General features: G+C 69.7%; 19 protein-coding genes. 15 read left to right on the top strand and 4 right to left on the bottom strand.

The window, feature by feature from the left end; translation table 11 throughout:
- Window positions 1–159 precede the first annotated feature (159 nt).
- The 4 genes from IEZ21_RS14820 (at window position 160) to IEZ21_RS14805 (ending at window position 5189) form a co-directional block, all read left to right on the top strand.
- On the top strand, window positions 160–1485 hold the full coding sequence (locus IEZ21_RS14820) for a DUF6716 putative glycosyltransferase (protein ID WP_189322363.1): 1326 nt from the start codon (window positions 160–162) through the stop codon (window positions 1483–1485).
- A 56-nt stretch (window positions 1486–1541) separates the two neighbouring features.
- Window positions 1542–2840, top strand: a complete 1299-nt coding sequence (locus IEZ21_RS14815) for an N-acylneuraminate cytidylyltransferase (protein WP_189322362.1) — start codon at window positions 1542–1544, stop codon at window positions 2838–2840.
- Window positions 2841–2854: 14 nt separating this feature from the next.
- A complete protein-coding gene (locus IEZ21_RS14810; RefSeq protein ID WP_189322361.1) occupies window positions 2855–3793 on the top strand; it encodes an N-acetylneuraminate synthase family protein in 939 nt (312 codons plus the stop codon).
- Between the two features lie 70 nt (window positions 3794–3863).
- Complete coding sequence (locus IEZ21_RS14805; protein ID WP_189322360.1) at window positions 3864–5189, top strand: hypothetical protein; 1326 nt, start codon at window positions 3864–3866, stop codon at window positions 5187–5189.
- Between the two features lie 7 nt (window positions 5190–5196).
- On the opposite strand, the gene IEZ21_RS14800 is transcribed toward IEZ21_RS14805, so the two are convergent.
- On the bottom strand, window positions 5197–5844 hold the full coding sequence (locus IEZ21_RS14800; RefSeq protein ID WP_189322359.1) for a class I SAM-dependent DNA methyltransferase: 648 nt from the start codon (window positions 5842–5844) through the stop codon (window positions 5197–5199).
- 381 nt (window positions 5845–6225) lie between these two features.
- Between IEZ21_RS14800 and IEZ21_RS14795 the strand changes: the two genes are divergently transcribed.
- From IEZ21_RS14795 to IEZ21_RS14755, 9 genes are all read left to right on the top strand, one after another.
- Window positions 6226–7446 (top strand): M20 family metallopeptidase, encoded by a 1221-nt coding sequence (locus tag IEZ21_RS14795; RefSeq protein ID WP_189322571.1) that lies wholly within the window; start codon window positions 6226–6228, stop codon window positions 7444–7446.
- 311 nt (window positions 7447–7757) lie between these two features.
- Complete coding sequence (locus IEZ21_RS14790; RefSeq protein ID WP_189322358.1) at window positions 7758–8819, top strand: BMP family lipoprotein; 1062 nt, start codon at window positions 7758–7760, stop codon at window positions 8817–8819.
- 379 nt (window positions 8820–9198) lie between these two features.
- On the top strand, window positions 9199–10245 hold the full coding sequence (locus IEZ21_RS14785; protein ID WP_189322357.1) for a BMP family lipoprotein: 1047 nt from the start codon (window positions 9199–9201) through the stop codon (window positions 10243–10245).
- 226 nt (window positions 10246–10471) lie between these two features.
- Window positions 10472–12040 carry an ABC transporter ATP-binding protein gene (locus IEZ21_RS14780; protein WP_189322356.1) on the top strand — a complete coding sequence of 523 codons (1569 nt, stop codon included), beginning with the start codon at window positions 10472–10474 and terminating at the stop codon, window positions 12038–12040.
- On the top strand, window positions 12040–13170 hold the full coding sequence (locus IEZ21_RS14775) for an ABC transporter permease (protein WP_189322355.1): 1131 nt from the start codon (window positions 12040–12042) through the stop codon (window positions 13168–13170). Before IEZ21_RS14780 ends, IEZ21_RS14775 begins: the two co-directional genes overlap by 1 nt.
- On the top strand, window positions 13167–14432 hold the full coding sequence (locus IEZ21_RS14770) for an ABC transporter permease (protein ID WP_189322354.1): 1266 nt from the start codon (window positions 13167–13169) through the stop codon (window positions 14430–14432). The genes IEZ21_RS14775 and IEZ21_RS14770 overlap by 4 nt, the downstream gene beginning before the upstream one ends.
- Window positions 14429–14824 (top strand): cytidine deaminase, encoded by a 396-nt coding sequence (locus IEZ21_RS14765; RefSeq protein ID WP_033325277.1) that lies wholly within the window; start codon window positions 14429–14431, stop codon window positions 14822–14824. Before IEZ21_RS14770 ends, IEZ21_RS14765 begins: the two co-directional genes overlap by 4 nt.
- Window positions 14825–14868: 44 nt before the next feature.
- Complete coding sequence (locus IEZ21_RS14760) at window positions 14869–16146, top strand: thymidine phosphorylase (RefSeq protein ID WP_189322353.1); 1278 nt, start codon at window positions 14869–14871, stop codon at window positions 16144–16146.
- A gap of 69 nt (window positions 16147–16215) precedes the next feature.
- A complete protein-coding gene (locus IEZ21_RS14755) occupies window positions 16216–16602 on the top strand; it encodes an STAS domain-containing protein (protein ID WP_189322570.1) in 387 nt (128 codons plus the stop codon).
- On the opposite strand, the gene IEZ21_RS14750 is transcribed toward IEZ21_RS14755, so the two are convergent.
- Both IEZ21_RS14750 and IEZ21_RS14745 read right to left on the bottom strand, forming a co-directional pair.
- Window positions 16495–17502: a sigma-70 family RNA polymerase sigma factor gene (locus IEZ21_RS14750; protein WP_189322352.1), complete on the bottom strand. Its 1008-nt coding sequence runs from the start codon at window positions 17500–17502 to the stop codon at window positions 16495–16497. The genes IEZ21_RS14755 and IEZ21_RS14750 overlap by 108 nt on opposite strands.
- A gap of 503 nt (window positions 17503–18005) precedes the next feature.
- Window positions 18006–19301, bottom strand: a complete 1296-nt coding sequence (locus IEZ21_RS14745; protein WP_189322351.1) for an MFS transporter — start codon at window positions 19299–19301, stop codon at window positions 18006–18008.
- A 62-nt stretch (window positions 19302–19363) separates the two neighbouring features.
- On the opposite strand from IEZ21_RS14745, the gene IEZ21_RS14740 reads away from it, so the two are divergent.
- Window positions 19364–20317 (top strand): LysR family transcriptional regulator, encoded by a 954-nt coding sequence (locus IEZ21_RS14740; RefSeq protein ID WP_189322350.1) that lies wholly within the window; start codon window positions 19364–19366, stop codon window positions 20315–20317.
- A 164-nt stretch (window positions 20318–20481) separates the two neighbouring features.
- On the opposite strand, the gene IEZ21_RS14735 is transcribed toward IEZ21_RS14740, so the two are convergent.
- The gene (locus IEZ21_RS14735) at window positions 20482–21243 is read right to left on the bottom strand and encodes an alpha/beta hydrolase (protein ID WP_189322349.1); all 762 of its coding nucleotides are present in this window, start codon (window positions 21241–21243) and stop codon (window positions 20482–20484) included.
- 112 nt (window positions 21244–21355) lie between these two features.
- On the opposite strand from IEZ21_RS14735, the gene IEZ21_RS14730 reads away from it, so the two are divergent.
- Window positions 21356–22510 (top strand): adenosine deaminase, encoded by a 1155-nt coding sequence (locus IEZ21_RS14730; RefSeq protein WP_189322348.1) that lies wholly within the window; start codon window positions 21356–21358, stop codon window positions 22508–22510.
- The last annotated feature ends 28 nt before the right edge of the window (window positions 22511–22538 follow it).

The following is a 22538-nucleotide window of genomic DNA, read 5'->3' as shown; positions in this document are numbered from 1 at the left end:
CGATGGTGAGATGCCAGGTGAACGGCGCGTGGCGGAATGGTGAACCCAGCCTTTTCCTGCGCGGATCCGGGCCCGATTCGCCATTCGGCGATGTGCTGTTAACCCTTTGTTGCATTCCGGTTGGGCCGCGCATCGGAATCGCTTCCTAGCGTCTTGGACGTGCCAGCAAGTACTTCGAAGTCCCTGCGAGTCGCCGTTCTCGCGGATTCCGATACCCGGTGGAAATGGGGCGCGCTCACCGCGAACCGTATTGCACCGGCCGAATCGGACATCCGCCTCGACGGTTATCTCCTGCGCGGCCGTGCGACCCCCACCGCCCGCCAGCTCCAAGAGGTCGGCGTCCGCGCGGACTCGCTCCGCGAGGTCACCGGTGTCGAATTCCTGCGGACCCTGCGGGAAGCGGAGTACGACATCGTCGTGCTCGCCCTCGTCGGCGGCGCCGTCCAGGCGATGCTGCACGGACTCGGGCACGCCTGGCAGGAGCGCGCCGCCTCAAAGGGGAGCGCGAAGCGGCCCGTTGTCGTCACCGGCTATGTCGGCGTCGTATACGAGAAGCTCGCCGACGGGCTGCTGCTGCGGCACGGCGCGGACCTCGTCCTCGCCAACTCCCGCCAGGACGCGGAACGCTTCACCGCCGTGTACGAGGGAGTGGGCGCCGACGCCTCCTCCGTGACCGAGGTCGCGCTGCCGTTCCTCGGCGGCGACTCGTACGAGAAGCACGACCCGTACACCGTCGTCTTCGCCGCGCAGCCCTCTGTGCCGGAGAGCCGAAAGGACCGTACGTACCTGCTGGAGCGGCTTGTCAAGCACGCACGGCTGCACCCGGACCGCGAGGTCCTGCTGAAGCTGCGCTCCAAGCCCGGCGAGCACACCACGCACATCGAGGAGCAGCCCTACCAGAAGCTGGCGCAGCGCCTCGACCTGCCCGCCAACTTCCGCCTCGTGTACGGGCACATGGGCGACGTCCTCGACCGCACCGACCTGCTGGTCACCGTCAGCTCGACGGCCGCACTGGAGTCCCTGCACCGGCGCATCCCCACGGTCCTGCTCACGGACCTGGGCGTGCGCGAGTCGCTGGGCAACCACCACTTCGTCGGCTCCGGCTGCCTCGCCTCCTGGGACCAGCTCGACGCCGGGCACCGGCCGACGCCCGACGAGGAGTGGGTGGCACGGCAGGGCGTCGCCGCCGACGGAGCGTACGAGACGGCCTTCGACGCGGCCCGTACGCGCATCGCCGAGCTGCTCGACAAGGGCGAACTCCCTTCCCTCGCCCCCTACTACACGCCCGTCACCGCCCCCGGCTATCTGCCCGGAATCCTCGCCCGCCACCACCTCGCCCCGGACGGCAGCCCGCTGCCCGGCGCGCCCGCCGCCGACACCGAGCCGGGACCCGTACGGCAGATCGTGCGCCGGGCGGCGCGCGGCGCCTACCGGCACGGCGTGCAGCGCGTGGCGCCCGTCATCCGGCGGATGGGCGAGCTGTGAGCGCCCCCGAGCCGACGGGCGCGGGCGCCCCGAACCCCTCGCAAGGAGTACATGCCATGTCCAACCCGGAAGCGGGACCGGCGACTTCGGTACGTCGCGTGCTCGCGGTGATCCCCGCCAGGGGCGGCTCCAAGGGCGTCCCCGCCAAGAACCTCCTCCCGGTCGGCGGCGTGCCGCTGGTGGCCCGCGCGGTGCGCGAATGCCGTGCGGCCCGGCTGGTGACGGACGTCGTGGTCTCCACCGACGACCAGGCGATCGCCGCCGCCGCCCGCGAGGCCGGCGCGGAAGTCGTACTGCGCCCCGCCGCCATCGCCGGCGACACGGCCACCTCCGAGGCGGCCGTCCTGCACGCCATGGACGCCCACGAGGCGCTGCACGGCTCCGCGGTCGACGTGGTGCTGCTCGTGCAGTGCACCAGCCCGTTCATCGTCCGCGAGGACCTCGACGGGGTCGCGGGCGCGGTCGTGGAGAACGGCGCGGACACCGCGCTGACCGTGGCGCCCTTCCACGGCTTCATCTGGCGGGACGCCGACGACGACCCGGCCGTGGTCGACACCCGGGCCACCCAGGCCGTCGGCGGTGGCACGGCCGTCGCCAACACCACGGCCACGGACGGCGGTTACGGCGTCAACCACGACAAGTCCTTCCGCCCGCGCCGCCAGGACCGCCCGCAGGACCTGCTGGAGACCGGCGCCGCCTACGCCATGAACGCCGTCGGCCTGCGCGAGCACAAGCACCGTTTCTTCGGCCGTACGGAGCTCGTCCGCACCGACCCCGCCCGGGTCCTGGAGATCGACGACCCGCACGACCTCGCCCGGGCCCGCGCGCTGGCGCCGCTGTTCGACGCGAACCGCCCCGGCGCCCTCCCGACCGCCGAAGACATCGACGCGGTCGTACTCGACTTCGACGGCACCCAGACCGACGACAGGGTGCTGATCGACTCCGACGGACGGGAGTTCGTCTCCGTGCACCGCGGGGACGGACTCGGTATCGCGGCCCTCCGCAAGAGCGGCCTGACGATGCTGATCCTGTCCACGGAGCAGAACCCGGTCGTCGCCGCCAGAGCCCGGAAGCTGCAGATTCCGGTCCTCCACGGCATCGACCGGAAAGACCTCGCACTGAAGCAGTGGTGCGAGGAGCAGGGCATCGCGCCTGAGCGCGTGCTCTACGTCGGCAACGACGTCAACGACCTCCCGTGCTTCGCCCTCGTGGGCTGGCCCGTGGCGGTCGCGAGCGCCCACGACGTCGTGCGCGGCGCCGCACGCGCGGTCACCACCGTCCCCGGTGGCGACGGCGCGATCCGAGAGATCGCCAGCTGGATCCTCGGTCCTTCTCTCGACTCCCTCGACAAGTAAGGAACTTCTCCACCATGAGCACCAACTCCCGTCTGCGCACCTTCGGTTCGAAGACCGCCGGCCCCGGCCGGCCCGTCTACGTCGTCGGCGAGATCGGCATCAACCACAACGGCGAGCTCGAGAACGCGTTCAAGCTCATCGACGCGGCCGCCGAGGCCGGCTGCGACGCCGTGAAGTTCCAGAAGCGCACCCCGGAGATCTGCACCCCGCGCGACCAGTGGGACATCGAGCGCGACACCCCCTGGGGCCGCATGACCTACATCGACTACCGCCACCGCGTGGAGTTCGGCGAGGACGAGTACCGCCAGATCGACGAGTACTCCAAGTCGAAGGACATCGCCTGGTTCGCCTCCCCGTGGGACACCGAGGCCGTCGCCTTCCTCGAGAAGTTCGACGTCCCGGCCCACAAGGTCGCGTCCGCGTCCCTGACCGACGACGAGCTGCTGCGCTCGCTGCGCGCCACCGGCCGCACGGTCATCCTCTCCACCGGCATGTCGACGCCGAAGCAGATCCGCCACGCGGTCGAGGTCCTCGGCTCGGACAACATCCTTCTCTGCCACGCCACTTCGACCTACCCCGCGAAGGCCGAGGAGCTCAACCTCCGCGTCATCAACACCCTCCAGGCCGAGTACCCGAACGTCCCGATCGGCTACTCGGGCCACGAGACCGGCCTGCAGACCACACTGGCCGCGGTCGCGCTGGGCGCCACCTTCGTCGAGCGCCACATCACGCTTGACCGCGCGATGTGGGGTTCGGACCAGGCCGCGTCGGTGGAGCCGCAGGGTCTGACCCGCCTCGTCCGCGACATCCGCACCATCGAGGCCTCGCTCGGCGACGGCGTCAAGAAGGTGTACGAGTCCGAGCTCGGCCCGATGAAGAAGCTGCGCCGCGTCTCCGGTGTCGTCGCCGAGGCGGAGATCGCCGCGGCGGCGGGCGAGCCGGTCTCGGTCTGATCCCGGCCACCACCAGTCCGTATCCACGGATCCCCCAGTCCGTACTCACGGAAGCGACGGTCATACGTCGATGAGCCCCCGCGCCGGATCCGCCGGCCCCCGCCCGGCCTCCACACACACGCTCGCGTTCGTGGAGAGCCCGGTCCAGCTCCTCAACGTCCTGGAGTGGGCGCATGCCGATGCCCTCCGGGCTGCGGGGGAGCCGACCGGACCCGCGTCCGGCGCGGGGACGGGGGCGGAGGCCGGGGGCCCGGCGCCCGCGCCTGCGGCGGGTCCGGGGGCCGACGCATCGACGGCCGGCGCGGCGCCGGATGCCGCCGAGGCGGCGTCCGGTCCCACGCCCGGGACCGCGGGGCCTAGTCCTGCGCCCATACCGGAGGCCACCGGTCCGGCGGGTGGACCCGTGCCCGGCACCGCCGGTGCGGTGGCCCACACGGGGCTCACCCTCGTCGTTCTCTCCCCGAACGACCCCATGACCCGAGGCCAGTTGCGCCGCATGGCGGAACTCGCCCGCGGCGAGGGGCACGAGGTGCGCTGGGAGGAGGCGCGCGGTGGGGCGACGGCGCCCTTCCACACGGTGGGCGGTCTGGCGCCGCTGCTGCGCCGGGCGAAACGGATCGTCATGGGCGACCCGTTCTCCCGCTACGTACAACTCCTGCTCACCATCACCCGCGCCCGCGACCTCGTCGTCGTGGACGACGGCACCGCGACGATGGAGTTCGTCTCCCAGCTCGCCCGCGGTGAACGCCTGGTGCGCTGGCACCGGCGCGGCGGCCGGCCCGGCCCGCGCGACCTGGTGTTCGCACCGATCTCGGCCTCGGCCCGGCGCCGCCTCACGCCCGGCTCCGGGCGTCGCGTGGAGGTCTTCTCCTCCATGCCGATCACCGAGACGCCCGACGGCGTCCACGTCACGGCCAACGACTTCTCCTGGACCCGCGCCCGCTTCGGCCCGCCGCGCCTCACCAAAGGCGCTGACCTCGTGGGAACCTCCCTCGTGGAGACGGGCGTCGTGGACCCCGACCGCTACCTCGAAGCGGTGAAGAACCTCACCAAGACCTACGGCGCGACCCGTTACTTCGCCCACCGCCGCGAAAGCACCGACAAACTCCACCGGCTGGCCGTCGAAACCGGCCTGGAGATCGTCCGCCCCGACCTCCCCCTCGAACTGATCGCCCGCCGCGGCCCCATCGGCCGCACGATCCTCAGCTTCCCCTCGACGGTCGTACACACCCTCCCGCTGGCACTCGTCGGCACTGAAGTCCGCGTCGCCGTCTGCGACATCGACCCGGCATGGCTCACGGCGACCGCCTCCCCGCGCGCCCAGGGCTTCCTGTCGGGGGTCACGGGGACGGCGCGGGACGTGCACCGGTTGTCGGCGGTCTCAGCAGCGACCTGAGGCGGGCTCAGCGGGGCTTGCGCGCCAGCAGAAAGGCCCGCGGGAGCTTCTCGTTCTCGTTGGGCTCGCGGATGACCTGGGCGTGCATGACCAGTCCGGCCTTGTCGATGAGTTCGGTGACGTTCTCGGGGCGCCGCCAGTGGCAGGGCAGGGAGATGGCGTGACCGAAGCGTTCCGTCAGTTCGAAGTGCTCGTCGCCGGCCTGGAAGGCGAGCAGGAGGTGGCCGCCGGGGGCCAGGACGCGGTGGAACTCCGTGAAGACGTCCGGGAGTTGGTCGTCCGGGATGTGGATGGTGGAGTACAGGGCCGCGATTCCGCCGAGCACGTCGTCGGGGAGGTCGATGGCCGTCATCGAGCCCACGTGGAAGCGGAGGTCGGGGTATGTCTGCCGGGCCGTCGCGACCATCTTCGGTGACAGGTCGATCCCGAACACGGGCGTGTCAAGGCTGCTGAGATACGCCGCCACATGCCCCGTACCGCATCCGACATCGGCCACAGGCCCGGCCCCGGCGCTCCGCACGAGCTCGGCGAACGCGTTGATCAGCGCCTTGTCCAGAGGCCTACGTTCCAGGTCGTCGGGAAAGCGGTCCGCGTACTCGGTGGCTATCGAGTCGTAGGACGCACGGGTGTTACGTATGAAGTCCGGTTCGCTCACGGTCGGGGACGATACTGCGCGGCATGGGGTCGGTGGCCGCGGTTCACTCGTTCTTCGGTGGAACGTCGGCTTCGGGGAAAGGCCGTGCGATGCGTTGCCGGCGGGCGCCCCGGCCGGCGGACTGGAACGGCCCGCGACCGGGATGCGTGGTATGCGTAGAAGTCCGGGCATCGAGATCCGGCCTCCAGCGGCAGCACCGGTAATCCCCGGGGCTCCGGGAACGGAGGCCCGGGTCGGCCCGAAAGCCGGGCGAGTGTACCCATCGCGGCTGATATGTATGCGCGAGGTAGTCGGGTTTTCTCGGCCGGCGGGCTGAATTTTTGTTGATCGTGGGGCAGACGGGCCCCATGTCGCCCTACCCTTCAAAGGGTGAACCAGCTGATGTCCTCAGAGTCCGAGGCCGAAACGACCGGCGGAGCCGTGCTCCCCGGCACGCTCCCGGAGGGCCTGCGCGTTGAGCTCGTAGCGTTCCGCCGGGACCTCCACATGCACCCGGAGCTCGGCAACCAGGAGTTCCGTACCACCGCGGCGATCAAGGCGCGGCTGGAGCGAGCCGGGCTTCAGCCCCGGGTGCTCGCCATCGGAACCGGGCTCATCTGTGACATCGGCGAACCGGACCCCGCCCAGCCCATGCTCGCCCTGCGCGCGGACATCGACGCGCTGCCGATCCCGGACATGAAGGCCGACTGCGCGTATCGCTCGACCGTGCCCGACCGCGCGCATGCCTGTGGGCACGACGTCCATACGACGGTGGTGCTGGGCGCGGGGCTCGTGCTCGCCGAGCTGCACAAGAAGGGCCTGCTGAGGCGTGCCGTGCGGCTGATCTTCCAGCCCGCCGAGGAGGTGCTGCCCGGCGGTGCGCCCGACGCCATCGAGTCGGGAGCCCTGGAGGGTGTCGGACGTATCGTCGCCGTGCACTGCGATCCGCGGGTCGACGCGGGGCGCATCGGGCTGCGGCACGGACCGATCACGTCGGCGTGCGACCGGCTCGAGGTCGCGCTGGACGGCGCCGGCGGACATACCGCGCGCCCGCACCTCACCACCGACCTCGTGACCGCCGCCGCCCGCGTCGTCACGGACGTGCCCGCCCTGGTCGCGCGCCGTGTCGACGCCCGCAGCGGGCTCGCCGTCACCTGGGGCCGTATCGAGTCGGGGCACGCCTGCAACGTCATCCCCCAGCACGCCGAGCTGTCCGGAACCGTGCGCTGCCTGGACCTCGACTCCTGGCGGGCCGCTCCCGACCTCGTACACGCCGCGATCGACGAGATCGCGAACCTCTACAAGGCCAAGTCGGAGATCAACTACATCCGCGGTGTCCCGCCCGTCGTCAACGACCCGATGACGACCGAACTGCTCCGCGAGGCGATGGCCGCCCGCTTCGGCGCCCAGTCCATCGAGGACACCGAGCAGAGCCTGGGTGGCGAGGACTTCTCCTGGTACCTGGAGCAGGTGCCCGGCGCGATGGCCCGCCTCGGTGTGCGTACGCCCGGAGAGCGCGGCGTACGGGATCTGCATCAGGGTGACTTCGACGCGGACGAGCACGCCATCACGGTCGGTGTCGGGCTCTTCACGGCGACCGCCCTCCTCGACGGGACCCAGTAAGCGATCGGGGTGGGCCGGGACGGCGTCACTCCGGTTGCGTCCCGGCCACTCCAGGAGCAGCCCGGTGCGCGCGTCCCCACGGCACGCGCACCGTCACGTAGAGGCCGCCCAGGGCATACGGAGTGTGAGGTCCGCGCGAGGTGTTATGTGCCGTTCACGCCTTTCGGGACCGTGGTTCACAAGGACTTAACCGGCCATTGGCACGAATGGATAACGGCCAAGCGGTCCCCATTCCCCGGAGGGTCTACGCGCGTTACTGTGCGCCGAACTGAGCACCCACTGCGGGGCTTTGGAGAATGGGGAACTTCGAGATGCGTCGGATATCCAAACTGACCCGGGTCGCGGTGGGGGTCGCGTCGCTCGCGCTCGCTGCCACGGCCTGTGGCGGCACCAGCAGCGAAGCTGGAAGCGGAAGCGGAAGCGAGGGCGAGGGCGAGAGCAAGAAGGGTCTCGCCATCGCCTACGACATCGGCGGCAAGGGCGACCAGTCCTTCAACGACGCCGCCTTCTCGGGCCTGGACAAGGCCAAGAAGGAGTTCAAGTACGACACGGCCGACATCGAGCCCACTGATGGCGAGACCGACGCCGACAAGGTGCAGCGCCTGACCTCGCTGGCCAAGCAGGGCTACAACCCCATCGTCGGTGTCGGGTTCGCCTACGGGCCCGCGATGACCGAGGTCGCCAAGAAGTACCCGAAGATCAGCTTCGGCATCGTCGACTCGGTCATCGAGGCCGACAACGTGGCGTCCCTGGTCTTCGCCGAGAACGAGGCCTCGTACCTCGCCGGTGTCGCCGCCGCCAAGGCGACCAAGACCAACACGGTCGGCTTCGTGGGCGGTGTGGACATCCCGCTGATCCACAAGTTCGAGGCGGGCTTCAAGCAGGGCGTTGCGGACACGAACCCCAAGGTCAAGGTGCTCTCGCAGTACCTGACGCAGACCGCGGAAGAGGGTGGCTTCGCCAGCCCCGACAAGGGCAAGGCTGCCGCCGAGTCCCAGCTGGAGAACAAGGCGGACGTCGTCTACCAGGCGGCCGGTCTCTCCGGCCAGGGCGTGATCGAGGCCGCTGCCACCCAGAAGAAGTGGGCGATCGGCGTCGACTCCGACCAGTACGAGCAGGAAGCCCTCGCCAAGTTCAAGGACTACATCCTGACCTCCGCGCTCAAGGATGTCGGCGGTGCGGTGTACGCGCTCGCCAAGTCCGTCGAGGACGGCAAGCCGCTGACGGGCGTGCAGACCTTCGATCTGAAGGTGGATGGCGTCGGCCTTGCCGAGACCAACCCGGAGTACGCGAAGATCGCGGGGCTCAAGGACGCGGTGGACAAGGCCAAGGCCGGCATCATCGACGGCTCCATCAAGGTCAAGACCGAGTAACGATTGCTCGGCACGGCCGGGGGAGGCAGGCGGGCGTCCATGGCGCCCGCCTGCTCGTCTTTCGCCGGGGCCCGCGGTGTTGTTCACGGCCGGATAACAAGGTGAACCGGAGGGGTTTTCTCTGCGGGTCTACGCGCGTTACTCTGCGGCGAAGCCAGCGCCAGAGCCCTACCGTCAGGCGCTTGGCGCTCCGCTGGAAGAACCGTGATGTACCCGCGGGCCGGCGGAGGCTGGTCGCTCCCCCACTCTCGGCTTCGCTCGAGCGGGGGGACCCCCATCGCGGCGGAGCCGCAAATTGGTACAGCCCCGCGCCCCTTACGGGGCGCGGTACCGCACCAGACTTCACCAAGGCCGCTTTGTACGACAGGAGCAACCACTCATGCGCCGGGTTTCCCGCCTCGCTCTCGCAGGCGCCGCGACCACCTCTCTCGCCCTCGCTCTGACCGCCTGTGGCGGCACCTCGACCTCCGCCTCCTCGGAGGCGGACGGCAACCAGGGCCTCGCCATCGCCTACGACGTCGGTGGCAAGGGCGACCAGTCCTTCAACGACGCGGCGTACGCGGGCCTGGAGCAGGCGGAGAAGGAGTTCGGCTACGAGACCACGGATGTCGAGCCCACCGAGGGTGAGACGGACGCGGACAAGACCCAGCGTCTGGTCTCGCTGGCCAAGCAGGGCTACAACCCGGTGGTCGGCGTCGGCTACGCCTACGCGACGGCTGTGAAGGAGGCGGCGGAGAAGTACCCGGACACCACGTTCGGGATCGTCGACGACTCCACCATCGAGGCGGAGAACGTCGCGGACCTGGTCTTCTCCGAGGAGCAGGCCTCGTACCTCGCCGGTGTCGCCGCCGCCAAGTCCACGAAGACGAACACGGTCGGTTTCGTGGGCGGTGTGGACATCCCGCTGATCCACAAGTTCGAGGCGGGCTTCAAGCAGGGCGTTGCGGACACGAACCCCAAGGTCAAGGTGCTCTCGCAGTACCTGACGCAGACCGCCGAGGAGGGTGGCTTCTCCAGCCCCGACAAGGGCAAGACGGCCGCCGAGAGCCAGATCGAGAAGAAGGCCGACGTCGTCTACCAGGCGGCGGGTCTTTCGGGCCAGGGTGTGATCGAGGCCGCCGCCGCCAACAAGGTGTGGGCGATCGGCGTCGACTCCGACCAGTACAAGCAGGAAGCCCTCGCCAAGTACAAGAACCACATCCTGACCTCGGCGACGAAGGACGTCGCCAAGGCGGTGTACAACCTTGCGAAGTCGGTCGAGGACGGCAAACCCGAGACCGGTATCGTCAGGGGCGATCTCAAGGCAGGTCAGGTCGGTCTCGCGGACTCCAACCCGGAGTTCAAGAACAACACCGAGCTCCAGGAAGCCATCACGACGGCCAAGGAGAAGATCATCAGCGGCGAGATCAAGGTCAAGACCAGCTGATCCGGCAGGACCACGAGCAGTGCGGCGAACCCGAGGGGTCGCCGGTAACCATGGGGTTACATCCGCTCAATGGGGTACCGGGAGTCTGGCTCCCCGTACCCCGTTCCCGGCGGTACGTCGCCCCTCTTCCGATGCCGTAGGGGCGCGCGTAGACGACCCCCCTTCCTCAGGAGAGTGCGCCATCAACGCGTCCAGCAGCCCTCCGGCCGATGCGGCAGGCGGTCAGGTGACCGCAGTCGAGCTCGCCGGGATCACCAAGCGATTCCCCGGGGTCGTGGCCAACCACGACATCCACCTCAGCGTCCGCAAGGGCACCGTCCACGCCCTCGTCGGCGAGAACGGTGCCGGCAAGTCGACCCTGATGAAGATCCTCTACGGCATGCAGAAGCCGGACGAGGGCACCATCGCGGTCGACGGCCAACAGGTCACCTTCTCGTCGCCCGCCGACGCCATCGCCCGCGGTATCGGCATGGTGCACCAGCACTTCATGCTCGCGGACAACCTGACCGTCCTCGAGAACGTCGTGCTCGGCAGCGAGAAGCTGTACGGCATCGGCGGCAAGGCCCGCCGCAAGATCCAGGAGATCTCCGAGCGGTACGGCCTCGAGGTGCGCCCCGACCTCCTCGTCGAGGAACTCGGTGTGGCCGCCCGCCAGCGCGTGGAGATCCTCAAGGTCCTCTACCGCGGCGCCCGCACGCTGATCCTGGACGAGCCCACCGCCGTCCTCGTACCGCAGGAGGTGGACGCACTCTTCGCCAACCTGCGCGAGCTGAGGGCCGAGGGCCTGTCGGTCATCTTCATCTCCCACAAGCTGGGCGAGGTGCTCTCGGTCGCCGACGAGATCACGGTCATCCGGCGCGGGACGACGGTCGGTACGGCCGTGCCCGCGGAGACGACCTCGCGCCAGCTCGCCGAGATGATGGTGGGCAGCGAGCTGCCGACACCGGAGACGGCGGAGTCCACGGTCACCGACCGCCCCGTACTGACCGTCAAGGACCTGCGCCTGGAGATGGCAGGCGGCAAGGCCCTGCTCGACGACATCAGCTTCACCATCCACGCGGGTGAGGTCCTGGGCCTGGCCGGAGTCGAGGGCAACGGCCAGACCGAGCTGGTCGACGCGCTCATCGGCCTCAAGCACGCCGACTCCGGCACCATCAAGCTGGCCGAGGAGGAGATCACCGCCTGGCCCACCCGTAAGCGCCGTGAGCAGGGCGTCGGTTACATCCCCGAGGACCGCCACCGCCACGGGCTGCTCCTGGAAGCCCCGCTCTGGGAGAACCGCATCCTCGGTCACGTCACCGAGCGGCCCAACGCGAAGGGCATCTGGCTCGACCCGAAGGCCGCACAGGAGGACACACGGCGCATCGTCGAGGCGTACGACGTCCGCACTCCCGGCATCGACGTCACGGCCGCCTCCCTCTCCGGCGGCAACCAGCAGAAGCTGATCGTCGGCCGCGAGATGAGCCACAAGCCGCGCTTCCTGCTCGCCGCCCACCCCACCCGCGGTGTGGACGTCGGCGCGCAGGCCGCGATCTGGGACCAGATACGCGAGGCACGCCGCGAGGGCCTGGCCGTGCTGCTGATCTCCGCCGACCTGGACGAGCTGATCGGTCTCTCCGACACCCTCCGGGTGATCTACAACGGCAGGCTGGTCGCGGACGCCGACCCGGCCACCATCACCCCGGAGGAACTCGGCTCGGCCATGACCGGCGCCGCCTCCGGACACCTCGAGAACGAAGAGCTCGTAGAGCAGCTCGAAGAGCAGGCAGAAGCCCCGGAAGACGAGGCCCGCTGATGAAGAAGTTCGACAGGGAGCGTGTGCTCCTCGCCGTGGCCGGGCCGGTCATCGCGCTCGTCGTGGCCATGACCCTGACCTCGATCGTGCTGGTCGCCTCCGGCAAGAACCCGGTCGAGCCGTACACGCTGATGTTCGAGCAGGCCACGTTCTCCGACGTCCAGGTCCTGATCATCAACCAGGCCTCGATGTACTACATCGCGGCGCTCGCGGTGGCCATCGGCTTCCGGATGAACCTGTTCAACATCGGCGTGGACGGGCAGTACCAGCTCGCCGCCATGATGGCCGCGATCGTCGGCGCCCATGTCGCGCTGCCGGCGGCCCTGCAGATCCCGCTGCTGATCCTCACCGCGGTCTTCACCGGCATGTTCTGGTCGGGCATCGCGGGCGTACTGAAGGTGACCCGCGGCGTCAGCGAGGTCGTCGCGACGATCATGCTCAACGCGATCGCGACCTCCGTCATCGGCTACCTGTGGCTGCCCAACGTCTTCGGCGTCAAGGTCGGCAACAACAACACCACCGGCGAGATGCACGAGTCCGGCTGGATGCCCGGCATCGACATGGGCGCGGCCGGCGAGATCTACGGCTTCGTCGTCATCGCGGTGCTGCTCGGCATCGGCTACTGGATCGTCCTCAACCGCACCCGCTTCGGCTTCGACCTGCGCTCCTCCGGCGCCTCGGAGACCGCCGCCGCGGCCAGCGGAGTCGACCCCAAGCGCATGGTGCTCACCGCCATGCTGCTCTCCGGCGGTCTCGCGGGAATGGCGGGCCTGCCGATCCTGCTCGGCGACACGCACACGTACAGCCTCAACTTTCCCACCGGCATCGGCTTCCTGGGCATCGGCATCGCCCTGCTCGGCCGCAACAACCCGACCGGCATCGCCTTCGCGGCCCTGCTGTGGGCCTGGCTCGACAAGGCCTCGCCCGAGCTGGACTTCCACGACTACGACAAGGAGATCGCAGTCATCATGCAGGGCCTGATCGTGCTCTCGGTCGTCGTCTCCTACGAGGCCGTACGCGAATGGGGTCTGCGCCGCCAGCAGCGCCGCGTCGGCGCGGAACTCGCCGCGGGCCACGTCCTCGGCGCCCCCTCTGACAACTCGATCGAGAAGGAGGTGGCGGGCCGGTGACCACCGCAACCGACCTCAACCAGCCCAAGCTGCAGCCCGCGGCACCCGTCGGCCGTCGCCTGACGCTCCCCGTCCTCCTGCTGATCATCGCGGGCGCCCTGGCGCTGACCTCGATCGTCCGCATCATCACCGGCGCCGACGGCATCACCAACGTCAGCCAGATGTCCACCGCGCTCGAACTGGCCGTCCCGATCGGCCTCGCCGGTCTCGGCGGTCTGTGGGCGGAGCGCGCGGGCGTCGTCAACATCGGCCTCGAGGGCATGATGATCCTCGGCACCTGGTTCGGCGCCTGGGCCGGCTACCAGTGGGGTCCGTGGACCGGCATCCTCGTCGGCATCATCGGCGGCTGCGTCGGCGGACTGCTGCACGCGATCGTCACCATCACCTTCAACGTCAACCACATCGTCTCCGGTGTGGCCATCAACATCCTCGCCCTCGGCGCCACCCGCTACCTCGCCCCCCTCGCCTTCGAGGGCACCCAGGGCGGCTCGGCCAAGCAGTCCCCGCCGGTGGAATCCCTCGGCGACTTCACGGTGCCAGGCCTCTCCGACGTGCTCATCGACCTCAACCGCGAGGGCTGGTTCCTGGTCTCCGACATCGCGGGCCTGCTCGGCGGACTGGTCACCAACGTCTCCTGGCTGACCCTGATCGCCATCGCTCTGATCCCCGCCACCTGGTGGATCCTGTGGCGTACGCCCTTCGGTCTGCGCCTGCGCTCCTGCGGTGAGAACCCCGTCGCCGCCGAGTCGCTCGGCGTGAACGTCTACAAGTACAAGTACCTGGCCGTGATCATCTCCGGCGGACTGGCCGGCCTCGGCGGCGTCTTCCTCTCCATCGTGGCCAACCCCTTCTACCTGGAGGGCCAGGTCAGCGGACGCGGCTATATCGGCCTCGCCGCGATGATCTTCGGCAACTGGATGCCGGGCGGACTGGCCATCGGCGCCGGCCTGTTCGGCTACACCGACAGCCTCAACCTGCGCGGCGGCGCCGAGAACGTCCACGCGCTGCTGCTGCTCGCCGCCATCCTGCTGGTCATCGGCGCGATCTGGCTGGTGGTCAAGAAGAAGTACGTGGCCGCCGTGCTCACCCTGGCCGTCGGCGTGCTGATGTTCACCTGGTACGCCGTCACCGACCAGGTCCCGAACCAGGTCGTCTCCGCCACGCCGTACGTCATCACGCTGCTCGTTCTCGCCCTGTCCGCGCAGCGCCTGCGGATGCCGAGGGCGAACGGCATGCCGTATCGCAAGGGCCAGGGCAAGTGACACCCCCCGTCGACTGGGAGGCCCTCCGGGAAACGGCGCGTACGGCCATGTCCCGTGCGTACGCTCCGTATTCGGGCTTCCCGGTCGGCGCGGCGGCCCTGGTCGAGGACGGCCGTACGGTGTCGGGCTGCAATGTCGAGAACGCGTCGTACGGGATCGGGCTGTGCGCCGAGTGCGGGCTGGTCTCCCAGCTCCAGCTCACCGGCGGCGGCCGGCTGACGCACTTCACGTGCGTGGACGGCCGCGGCGAGATCCTGGTCCCGTGCGGGCGCTGCCGCCAGCTGCTGTACGAGTTCGGGGGCCCCGATCTGCTCCTGGAGACCCCGGCGGGGATCGTGCCGTTGTCGGAGATGCTGCCGCAGGCTTTCGGGCCGGGCCATCTCACCAAGTGACCGGGTCATCTCACCGAGAGAACTCTGGAAGGAAAACCATGGCCATGGACGCCATCTCCGTCATCCGCACCAAGCGGGACCGCGGTGAACTCAGCGACGAGCAGATCGACTGGGTCATCGACGCGTACACACGCGGTGAGGTCGCCGACGAGCAGATGTCCGCCCTCGCGATGGCCATCCTGCTCAACGGCATGAACCGAGGTGAGATCGCCCGCTGGACGGCGGCGATGATCGCCTCCGGCGAGCGCATGGACTTCTCGGCGCTGTCCCGGCCGACGGCCGACAAGCACTCCACGGGCGGGGTGGGCGACAAGATCACACTTCCGCTGGCACCGTTGGTGGCGGCGTGCGGGGCCGCCGTACCCCAGCTGTCGGGCCGCGGCCTCGGCCACACCGGCGGCACCCTCGACAAGCTGGAGTCGATCCCGGGCTGGCGGGCGCTGCTCTCGAACGAGGAGATGCTGAACGTCCTGGACGGCGTCGGCGCGGTCATCTGCGCGGCGGGCGACGGCCTGGCCCCGGCGGACAAGAAGCTGTACGCGCTGCGGGACGTGACGGGGACGGTCGAGTCGATCCCCCTGATCGCTTCCTCGATCATGTCGAAGAAGATCGCGGAGGGTACGGGATCGCTGGTCCTGGACGTGAAGGTGGGCACGGGCGCCTTCATGAAGACGATCGAGGACGCGCGTGAACTGGCGTCCACGATGGTCGGGTTGGGCACGGACCACGGTGTGAAGACGGTCGCCCTGCTGACGGACATGTCGACCCCGCTGGGCCTGACGGCGGGCAACGCCCTGGAGGTCCGCGAGTCGGTGGAGGTCCTGGCGGGCGGCGGCCCGTCGGACGTGGTGGAACTGACCCTCGCCCTGGCCCGCGAGATGCTGGACGCGGCGGGCGTGAAGGACGCGGACCCGGCGAAGGCACTGGCGGACGGTTCAGCGATGGACGTATGGCGCCGCATGATCGCGGCCCAGGGCGGCGACCCGAACGCTCCGCTGCCCACGTCGCGTGAGCAACACGTGATCAAGGCTCCCTCGTCGGGCGTACTGACCCGCCTCGACGCGTACGACATCGGCATCGCCGCCTGGCGCCTCGGCGCTGGCCGCGCCCGCAAGGAGGACCCGGTCCAGGCCGCCGCAGGCGTGGAGATGCACGCCAAGCCGGGCGACACGGTGACGGAAGGCCAGCCATTGCTGACCCTCCACACGGACACCCCGGAGCGCTTCGCGTACGCGCTGGAGGCGGTCGAGGGTTCGTACGACGTCGCGGCGCCGGGCACGGACTTCACGGCTGCGCCGGTGGTGCTGGAACGTATTGCCTGACCTGGATCGGGGATACGACCTCCCAAGGTCGATGTGACCTTGGAGACGCGACCTCACGCCGGCTCGGCGATGAGTTCCGCGCCGCCGCCCGGTCTACCGTTCGTGAACTCCATGACACCCGCCGTACTCGTGCTGCCCGGCTCCCTCACCCGTGATGACGTGCCCCGGCTGTGCGAGGACGTGCGCGCGAGACTGGAGGCCACCGGCGCCGATGTCGTGGTCTGCGATGTCGCGGGTCTCGGTCCGCCCGGACTGACCACCGTCGACGTACTGGCCAGACTCCAGCTCGCCGCCCGCCGGGCCGGAGGCCGGATACGCCTGCGCGACCCCGACCCCGCCCTGCACGCGCTACTCGGTCTCGTCGGTCTCCGCTTCGAGGTGGAGGGGCAGCCCGAAGAGCGGGAACCACCGCTTCGTGTCGAGGAAGCAGTGGAACCCCGCGATCCGGCCCCCTGATATCTCCAGGACCTGCACCGCCCACGGCATGTAGCCGCCCTCGTCCGGATCCGGCTTGTACTGCGCGAAGCCCGGCAGGCCATTGACCTCGACCGGCACCAGGCGCGAGTTCGCACAGGGGGCGCCCAGCGTCGTCATGAAGCCCGTGATGTCCTCGTGGCCGCTCAGCCACAGGTCGAACGGCGGCATCGTCATCACCGCGTCCTCGTGCAGCAGCGCCGTCAACGCCGTCATGTCGTACCCCTCGAACGCCGCCACATAGCGCTCCAGGAGCTTCTGCTGCTCCTCGTCCAGCGGGTCGGAGACGGCGCCCTCCTCGGCCGCGCCGTCGCGCTCGGCGAGGGTCGCGCGGGCCCGCTGGAGCGCGCTGTTGACCGAGGCGACCGTGGTGTCGAGCAACTCGGCGACCTCGCTCGCCTTCCAGGCCAGGACCTCGCGCAGAATCAGCACGGCCCGCTGCTTGGGCGGCAGTTGCTGCAGGGCGGCCATGAAGGCGAGACGCACCGACTCCTTGGCCACCGCCGCCTCGGCCGGGTCGCTGGGTGTGGGCAGTACGCGGTTGTCCGGCATGGGTTCCAGCCAGGTGTTGTCCGGGCGCGGGGTCAGTGCCGCCTGCGCCAGTGGTGTCGAGTCCGTCAGGTCCATGGGGCGGGCTCGTTTGTTGCCCGCCGTCAGCATGTCCAGGCATACGTTCGTCGCGATCCGGTACAGCCACGAACGAATCGAGGAACGGCCCTCGAACTTGTCGTAGCTGCGCCAGGCGCGCACCAGTGTGTCCTGCACGGCGTCCTCCGCCTCGAAGGACGAGCCGAGCATGCGGTAGCAGTACCCCGTCAGCTCGACCCGGTGCTTCTCAAGCCGGACATCGAGATCCGCCGTCGTCACCGTTCCGTCGCTCATAGCCAACCCACCCCTGTGGCTCAGTCCCTCGCACGCACCTTTGCGCGCCACCACTTCGGAAGCTACCGCAGGCCACTGACAATGGCCCCCGAACCACACGAAGGCCCAGGTCAGGGGCTCCGCCCCTGGACCCCGCTGGGGGCTGCGCCCCCAGACCCCCTGTCGGCCTGAACGGCCTCGTCCTCAAGCGCCGGACGGGCTGGTTGTGCCTGGGGCCGGCTGCAAAGTTCCGCCTGGGCAAGGTTCCGCTTGGGCTGCGGAATCTCGGCTGCGGAATTCAGCCCGGGTCCGCGGAAAATCAGCCCCTCCGGCGTTTGAGGAGCGGGGGTTCGGGGGCTGGCCCCCGAAACGGGGTCCGGGGCGGAGCCCCGAAGGGGGTCTGGGGGCGCAGTCCCCAGCGGGGTCCAGGGGCCGGCCCCGGGATGGGACGGGTAGGGGCGGCGGGGGCGAAGAACCGTGGCGCCAGCCCCCGGCGCTCAAAGGCCCGCGTCAGCGCGTCGGCGTCAGTGCGCCGCCAGCAGGCTCCGCCGTGCCTGCACTCGCGCCGCACGCGACCCCAGCACCGTGATCCCCACGACCCCGACCACCGCCAGCAGCCCAAGCGCAACCGTCCCGCCCCAGCCCCCCGCGTGGAACGCGACCGCACCGAGCGTGCTGCCCGCACTGGACCCCACGTAGTACGCGGACTGGTACAGGGCGGAAGCCTGAGCGCGGCCCTCCTTCGCCGTGTGGCTCACGGACGACGAGGCGACCGCGTGGCCGGCGAAGAAGCCCGCCGTGATCAAGACCAGGCCGAGCAGCACCAGCACCAGCGAGTCCGCCAGCGACAGGAGCAGACCCGCTGTCGTCGTGCCGCCCGCCAGGTAGAGCGAGCCCCGGCGGCCGAGGCGGCCCACCAGCTTGCCCGCCGTCGACGCCGAGACCGTACCGACCAGGTAGACCAGGAAGATCGAGCCGATGATCCCCTGGGGGAGGGAGAACGGGGCGTCGGTCAGCCGGTAACCGATCACCGTGTAGACGGCGCCGAACACCGTCATGAACAGCGCGCCGATCGCGTACAGCCGCCGCAGCAGCGGATTCGAGAGGTGGGCGCGAACCGTGCGGGCCAGCACCCGAGGCCGCAGCGACCCCGCCTTGAAGTGCTTCGGCGCCGGGAGCAGCAGCCGGAACGCGACCGCGCACGCCACCGCGACGACCCCGATCGTGCCGACGGCGACCCGCCAGCCCCACTCCTGCGCGACCCAGCCGGTGATGACCCGGCCGCTCATCCCGCCGACGCTGTTGCCCGCGACGAACAGACCGATCGCGGTGATCAGCGCCTTCGGCCGCACTTCCTCCGCCAGATACGCCGTCGCCGAGGCCGGCAGCCCGGCCAGCGCCGCACCCTGCACCGCCCGCAGCGCGATCAGCGTGCCGACCGACGGGGCGAAGGGAACCAGCAGCCCGACGGTCACCGCGATGCCCAGGGAGGCCGTCATGACCGTACGCCGACCGAACCGCTCCGACAGCGCGCTCATCGGCAGGACGAACAGCGCCAGCGCACCGGTCGCCGCCGACACCGTCCAGCTCGCCGCGCTCGCCGTCACCCCGAAGTCGCCGGAGATCAGCGGGAGAAGGGCCTGCGTGGAGTAGAGCAGCGCGAAGGTCGCGACACCCGCGAGGAACAGGGCGAGGCTCATCCGGCGGTAGCCGGGCCCGCCCGGAGTCATGCGGGAGTCGGTGGTGGAAGCGGCGGATGTGACGGAAACGGTCGAGGCGGCGCCCATGGTGGTGGACGCCTGGGTACTGACGGAAGGCATGCTTCGAACCTAAAGAACGGCCTCTCATCCGTCCAATGCATGGAATCGCCATAATCGTTCCCATGAAGCATCAGCAGAGGTCAGAGCCTCACCTGTCACCATCCAGTGACACAGAAGACATTGTCGCGCTGCTCGCCCCACGCCTGGCGTACTTCGCGGGAGTCGCCCGCACCGAGCACGTCACCCGTGCCGCGCAGGAGATGCAGGTCCCGCAGTCGACCCTGTCCCGCGCCATGGTCCGCCTCGAACAGGACCTGGGCGTCGACCTGTTCGCCCGCCGGGGCCGTACGGTTTCGCTCACCTCCGCCGGGCGTACGTTCCTCGCCTCCGTGGAGCGGGCGCTCGCCGAGATCGAGCGGGCGGCCGACGCGGTACGGGCCGACGCCGACGCCACCTCCGGCAAGGTCGCCTTCGGCTTTCTGCACACCATGGGCTCCGAAACGGTGCCCGGTCTCATCCGTGCCTTCAGGGCCGACCATCCACGGGTTCGCTTCAGCCTCGTACAGAACTACGGCGAGGCGATGATCGAGCGGCTGCGCTCGGGCGAGCTGGATCTCTGCCTCACCTCACCGATGCCGGACGCCCCCGACCTCGTGGCCCGCCGCCTCGACGAGCAGAAGCTGCGCCTCGTGGTCCCCGCCGACCACCGCCTCGCCGGCCGCAAGCGCGTCCGTCTGGCCGAGGCCGCCGACGAAACCTTCGTCACCCTCGAACCCGGCTACGGCCTCCGCCGCATCACCGACGACCTCTGCAAGGAGGCAGGCTTCCGCCCCCGTATCGCCTTCGAGGGCGAGGAGGCCGAAACACTACGAGGCCTGGTGGCGGCGGGGCTGGGAGTGGCTCTCCTGCCACCACCGGCCGTACCGCGCCCAGGAGTTGTCGAACTGACGGTCACCGCCCCACGAGCGGCCCGCGAGATCGGCGTCGCCTGGCTGGACGGCCACCCGGACACCCCACCGGTGGCAGCCTTCAAGAAGTTCCTGCTGTCGAGAAGGGGCAACTTGCTCCCGGACTGACGGCGACTATCTGAGCGTTGTCCCGCTGGGGCGCGCCCCTCAGGGGCGCGGGGCTGTATCAGTGTGCGGCTCCGCCGCGATGGGGGTCCCCCCGCTCGAGCGCAGCCGAGAGTGGGGGAGCGACAAGCCACGACGGATCCGCACTCGTCCACCAGGCCAAGCCCCTAACGGCGAAGGGACTTCCCAAAGCCGGAGGCAAGCGGCATCCGCAACCCCAAGGGAGGCGGAGCCGCGAACGCGTCCGCCACAGGCCGGGAAAACCCCCGCTCGAACAACGCCCCCATCACAAAGTCCTCGGCGAGCGCGAGAACTTCCTCCCGATGCTGGGACAGCCCATGGCCGTCGGAGTGCACCTCGAACCGGCAGATGTCCCGGTTCGCCTTCTTCGCCCGCGCCGCGAGCCGAAAGGACAGCTCCGGATCACTGCGCGCATCCATCGTCCCGTGCACGATCAGCACCTGCCGCCCCCCGAGCTGCTTGACGGGTTCCTCGGCGGCCGCCATATCGTCCTCCGGCAGCCAAGGGGACATCGACAGCACGGAGTTGACGGCGGTGTGTCCGGCCGCGTGCAGGGCGGCCCGGCCGCCCATGTCGAGACCGGCGAGACACACGGGCACGTCTCCGTAGCGGCGTACGACCTCATCGGCGGCCCAGACGGCGTCGTGCGCGAGATGCGCCTCGCTGCCGTTCCAGCCGCGAAACCTGTAGTGCACGACGTGCGCGATCAGCCCGTCCATATGCCCCGCGCGCGCGAGGCGGCGCCCCAGCGAGCGTACGGAGGCGGTCGCCAGCATCGGTGACGGCCTGCGGGCGGAGGTCTCCTCGCCGCCCGGCAGCAGCAGCACCACGCCGCTCACCGCCGTCGGTTCCGTGCCGAGCGCCCGCCCCAGCCGGGCCCTGCGAACCGGCGTCGCTTGCTGTGCCATGGCAGAACATTGTCAGAAGCAAGGGTGTACGTCAGTCGTCCGCAGGGTCACCGTTGGGTATCGACGAATTTCCCAAAGGGGGCTCTACGCGCGTAGGCGTTAGTATTCGGAAATGACGACCCAGCACCAGCACACTCCCGGTGCGGACCAGATCCGCCGGGCCCCCAAGGTCCTGCTGCACGACCACCTCGACGGGGGCCTGCGCCCCGGCACGATCGTCGACCTCGCCCGCGAGACCGGCTACGAGAACCTCCCCGAGGCCGACCCCGACAAGCTCGGCATCTGGTTCCGCGAGGCCGCCGACTCCGGTTCCCTGGAGCGGTATCTGGAGACCTTCGCGCACACCTGCGCCGTCATGCAGACCCGTGAGGCGCTGGTGCGGGTGGCCGCCGAGTGCGCCAAGGACCTCGCCGAGGACGGCGTCGTCTACGCCGAGGTGCGGTACGCGCCCGAGCAGCACCTGGAGAAGGGGCTCACCCTCGAAGAGGTCGTCGAAGCCGTCAACGAGGGCTTCCGGGAAGGTGAGCGGCGCGCCCGCGAGAGCGGCCACCGGATCCGCGTCGGCGCCCTGCTGACCGCCATGCGGCACGCGGCCCGCGCCCTGGAGATCGCCGAACTCGCCAACCGCTACCGCGATGTGGGCGTCGTCGGCTTCGACATCGCGGGCGCCGAGGCCGGCTACCCGCCCACCCGTCACCTGGACGCCTTCGAGTATCTGAAGCGGGAGAACAATCACTTCACGATCCACGCCGGCGAAGCCTTCGGGCTGCCCTCCATCTGGCAGGCCCTCCAGTGGTGCGGCGCCGACCGGCTCGGCCACGGCGTACGCATCATCGACGACATCCACGTCGCCGACGACGGCTCCGTGAAGCTCGGCCGCCTCGCCTCGTACGTGCGCGACAAGCGCATCCCGCTGGAGCTGTGCCCCAGCTCCAACCTCCAGACGGGTGCCGCCGACTCGTACGCCGAGCACCCCATCGGGCTGCTGCGACGGCTGCACTTCCGGGCGACCGTGAACACGGACAACAGGTTGATGTCGGGCACCAGCATGAGCCGGGAATTCGAGCATCTTGTCGAGGCCTTCGGTTATTCGCTCGATGACATGCAGTGGTTCACAGTCAATGCGATGAAATCAGCATTCATTCCTTTCGATGAACGGCTGGCGATGATCAATGACGTGATCAAGCCCGGCTATGCGGAGCTGAAGTCCCAGTGGCTGTTCCAGCAGACCGCCTCGACCAGCGGTTCCGTGGTCGAGGAGCGTTGATCGGGTCGTAGGAAAAGCGGCCGGGTGA

Source organism: Streptomyces flaveus (genome assembly GCF_014647675.1).
GTDB lineage: Bacteria > Actinomycetota > Actinomycetes > Streptomycetales > Streptomycetaceae > Streptomyces > Streptomyces flaveus.
Note: the sequence above shows the minus strand (reverse complement) of the source record. Positions and strands in the feature narration are given on the sequence as shown.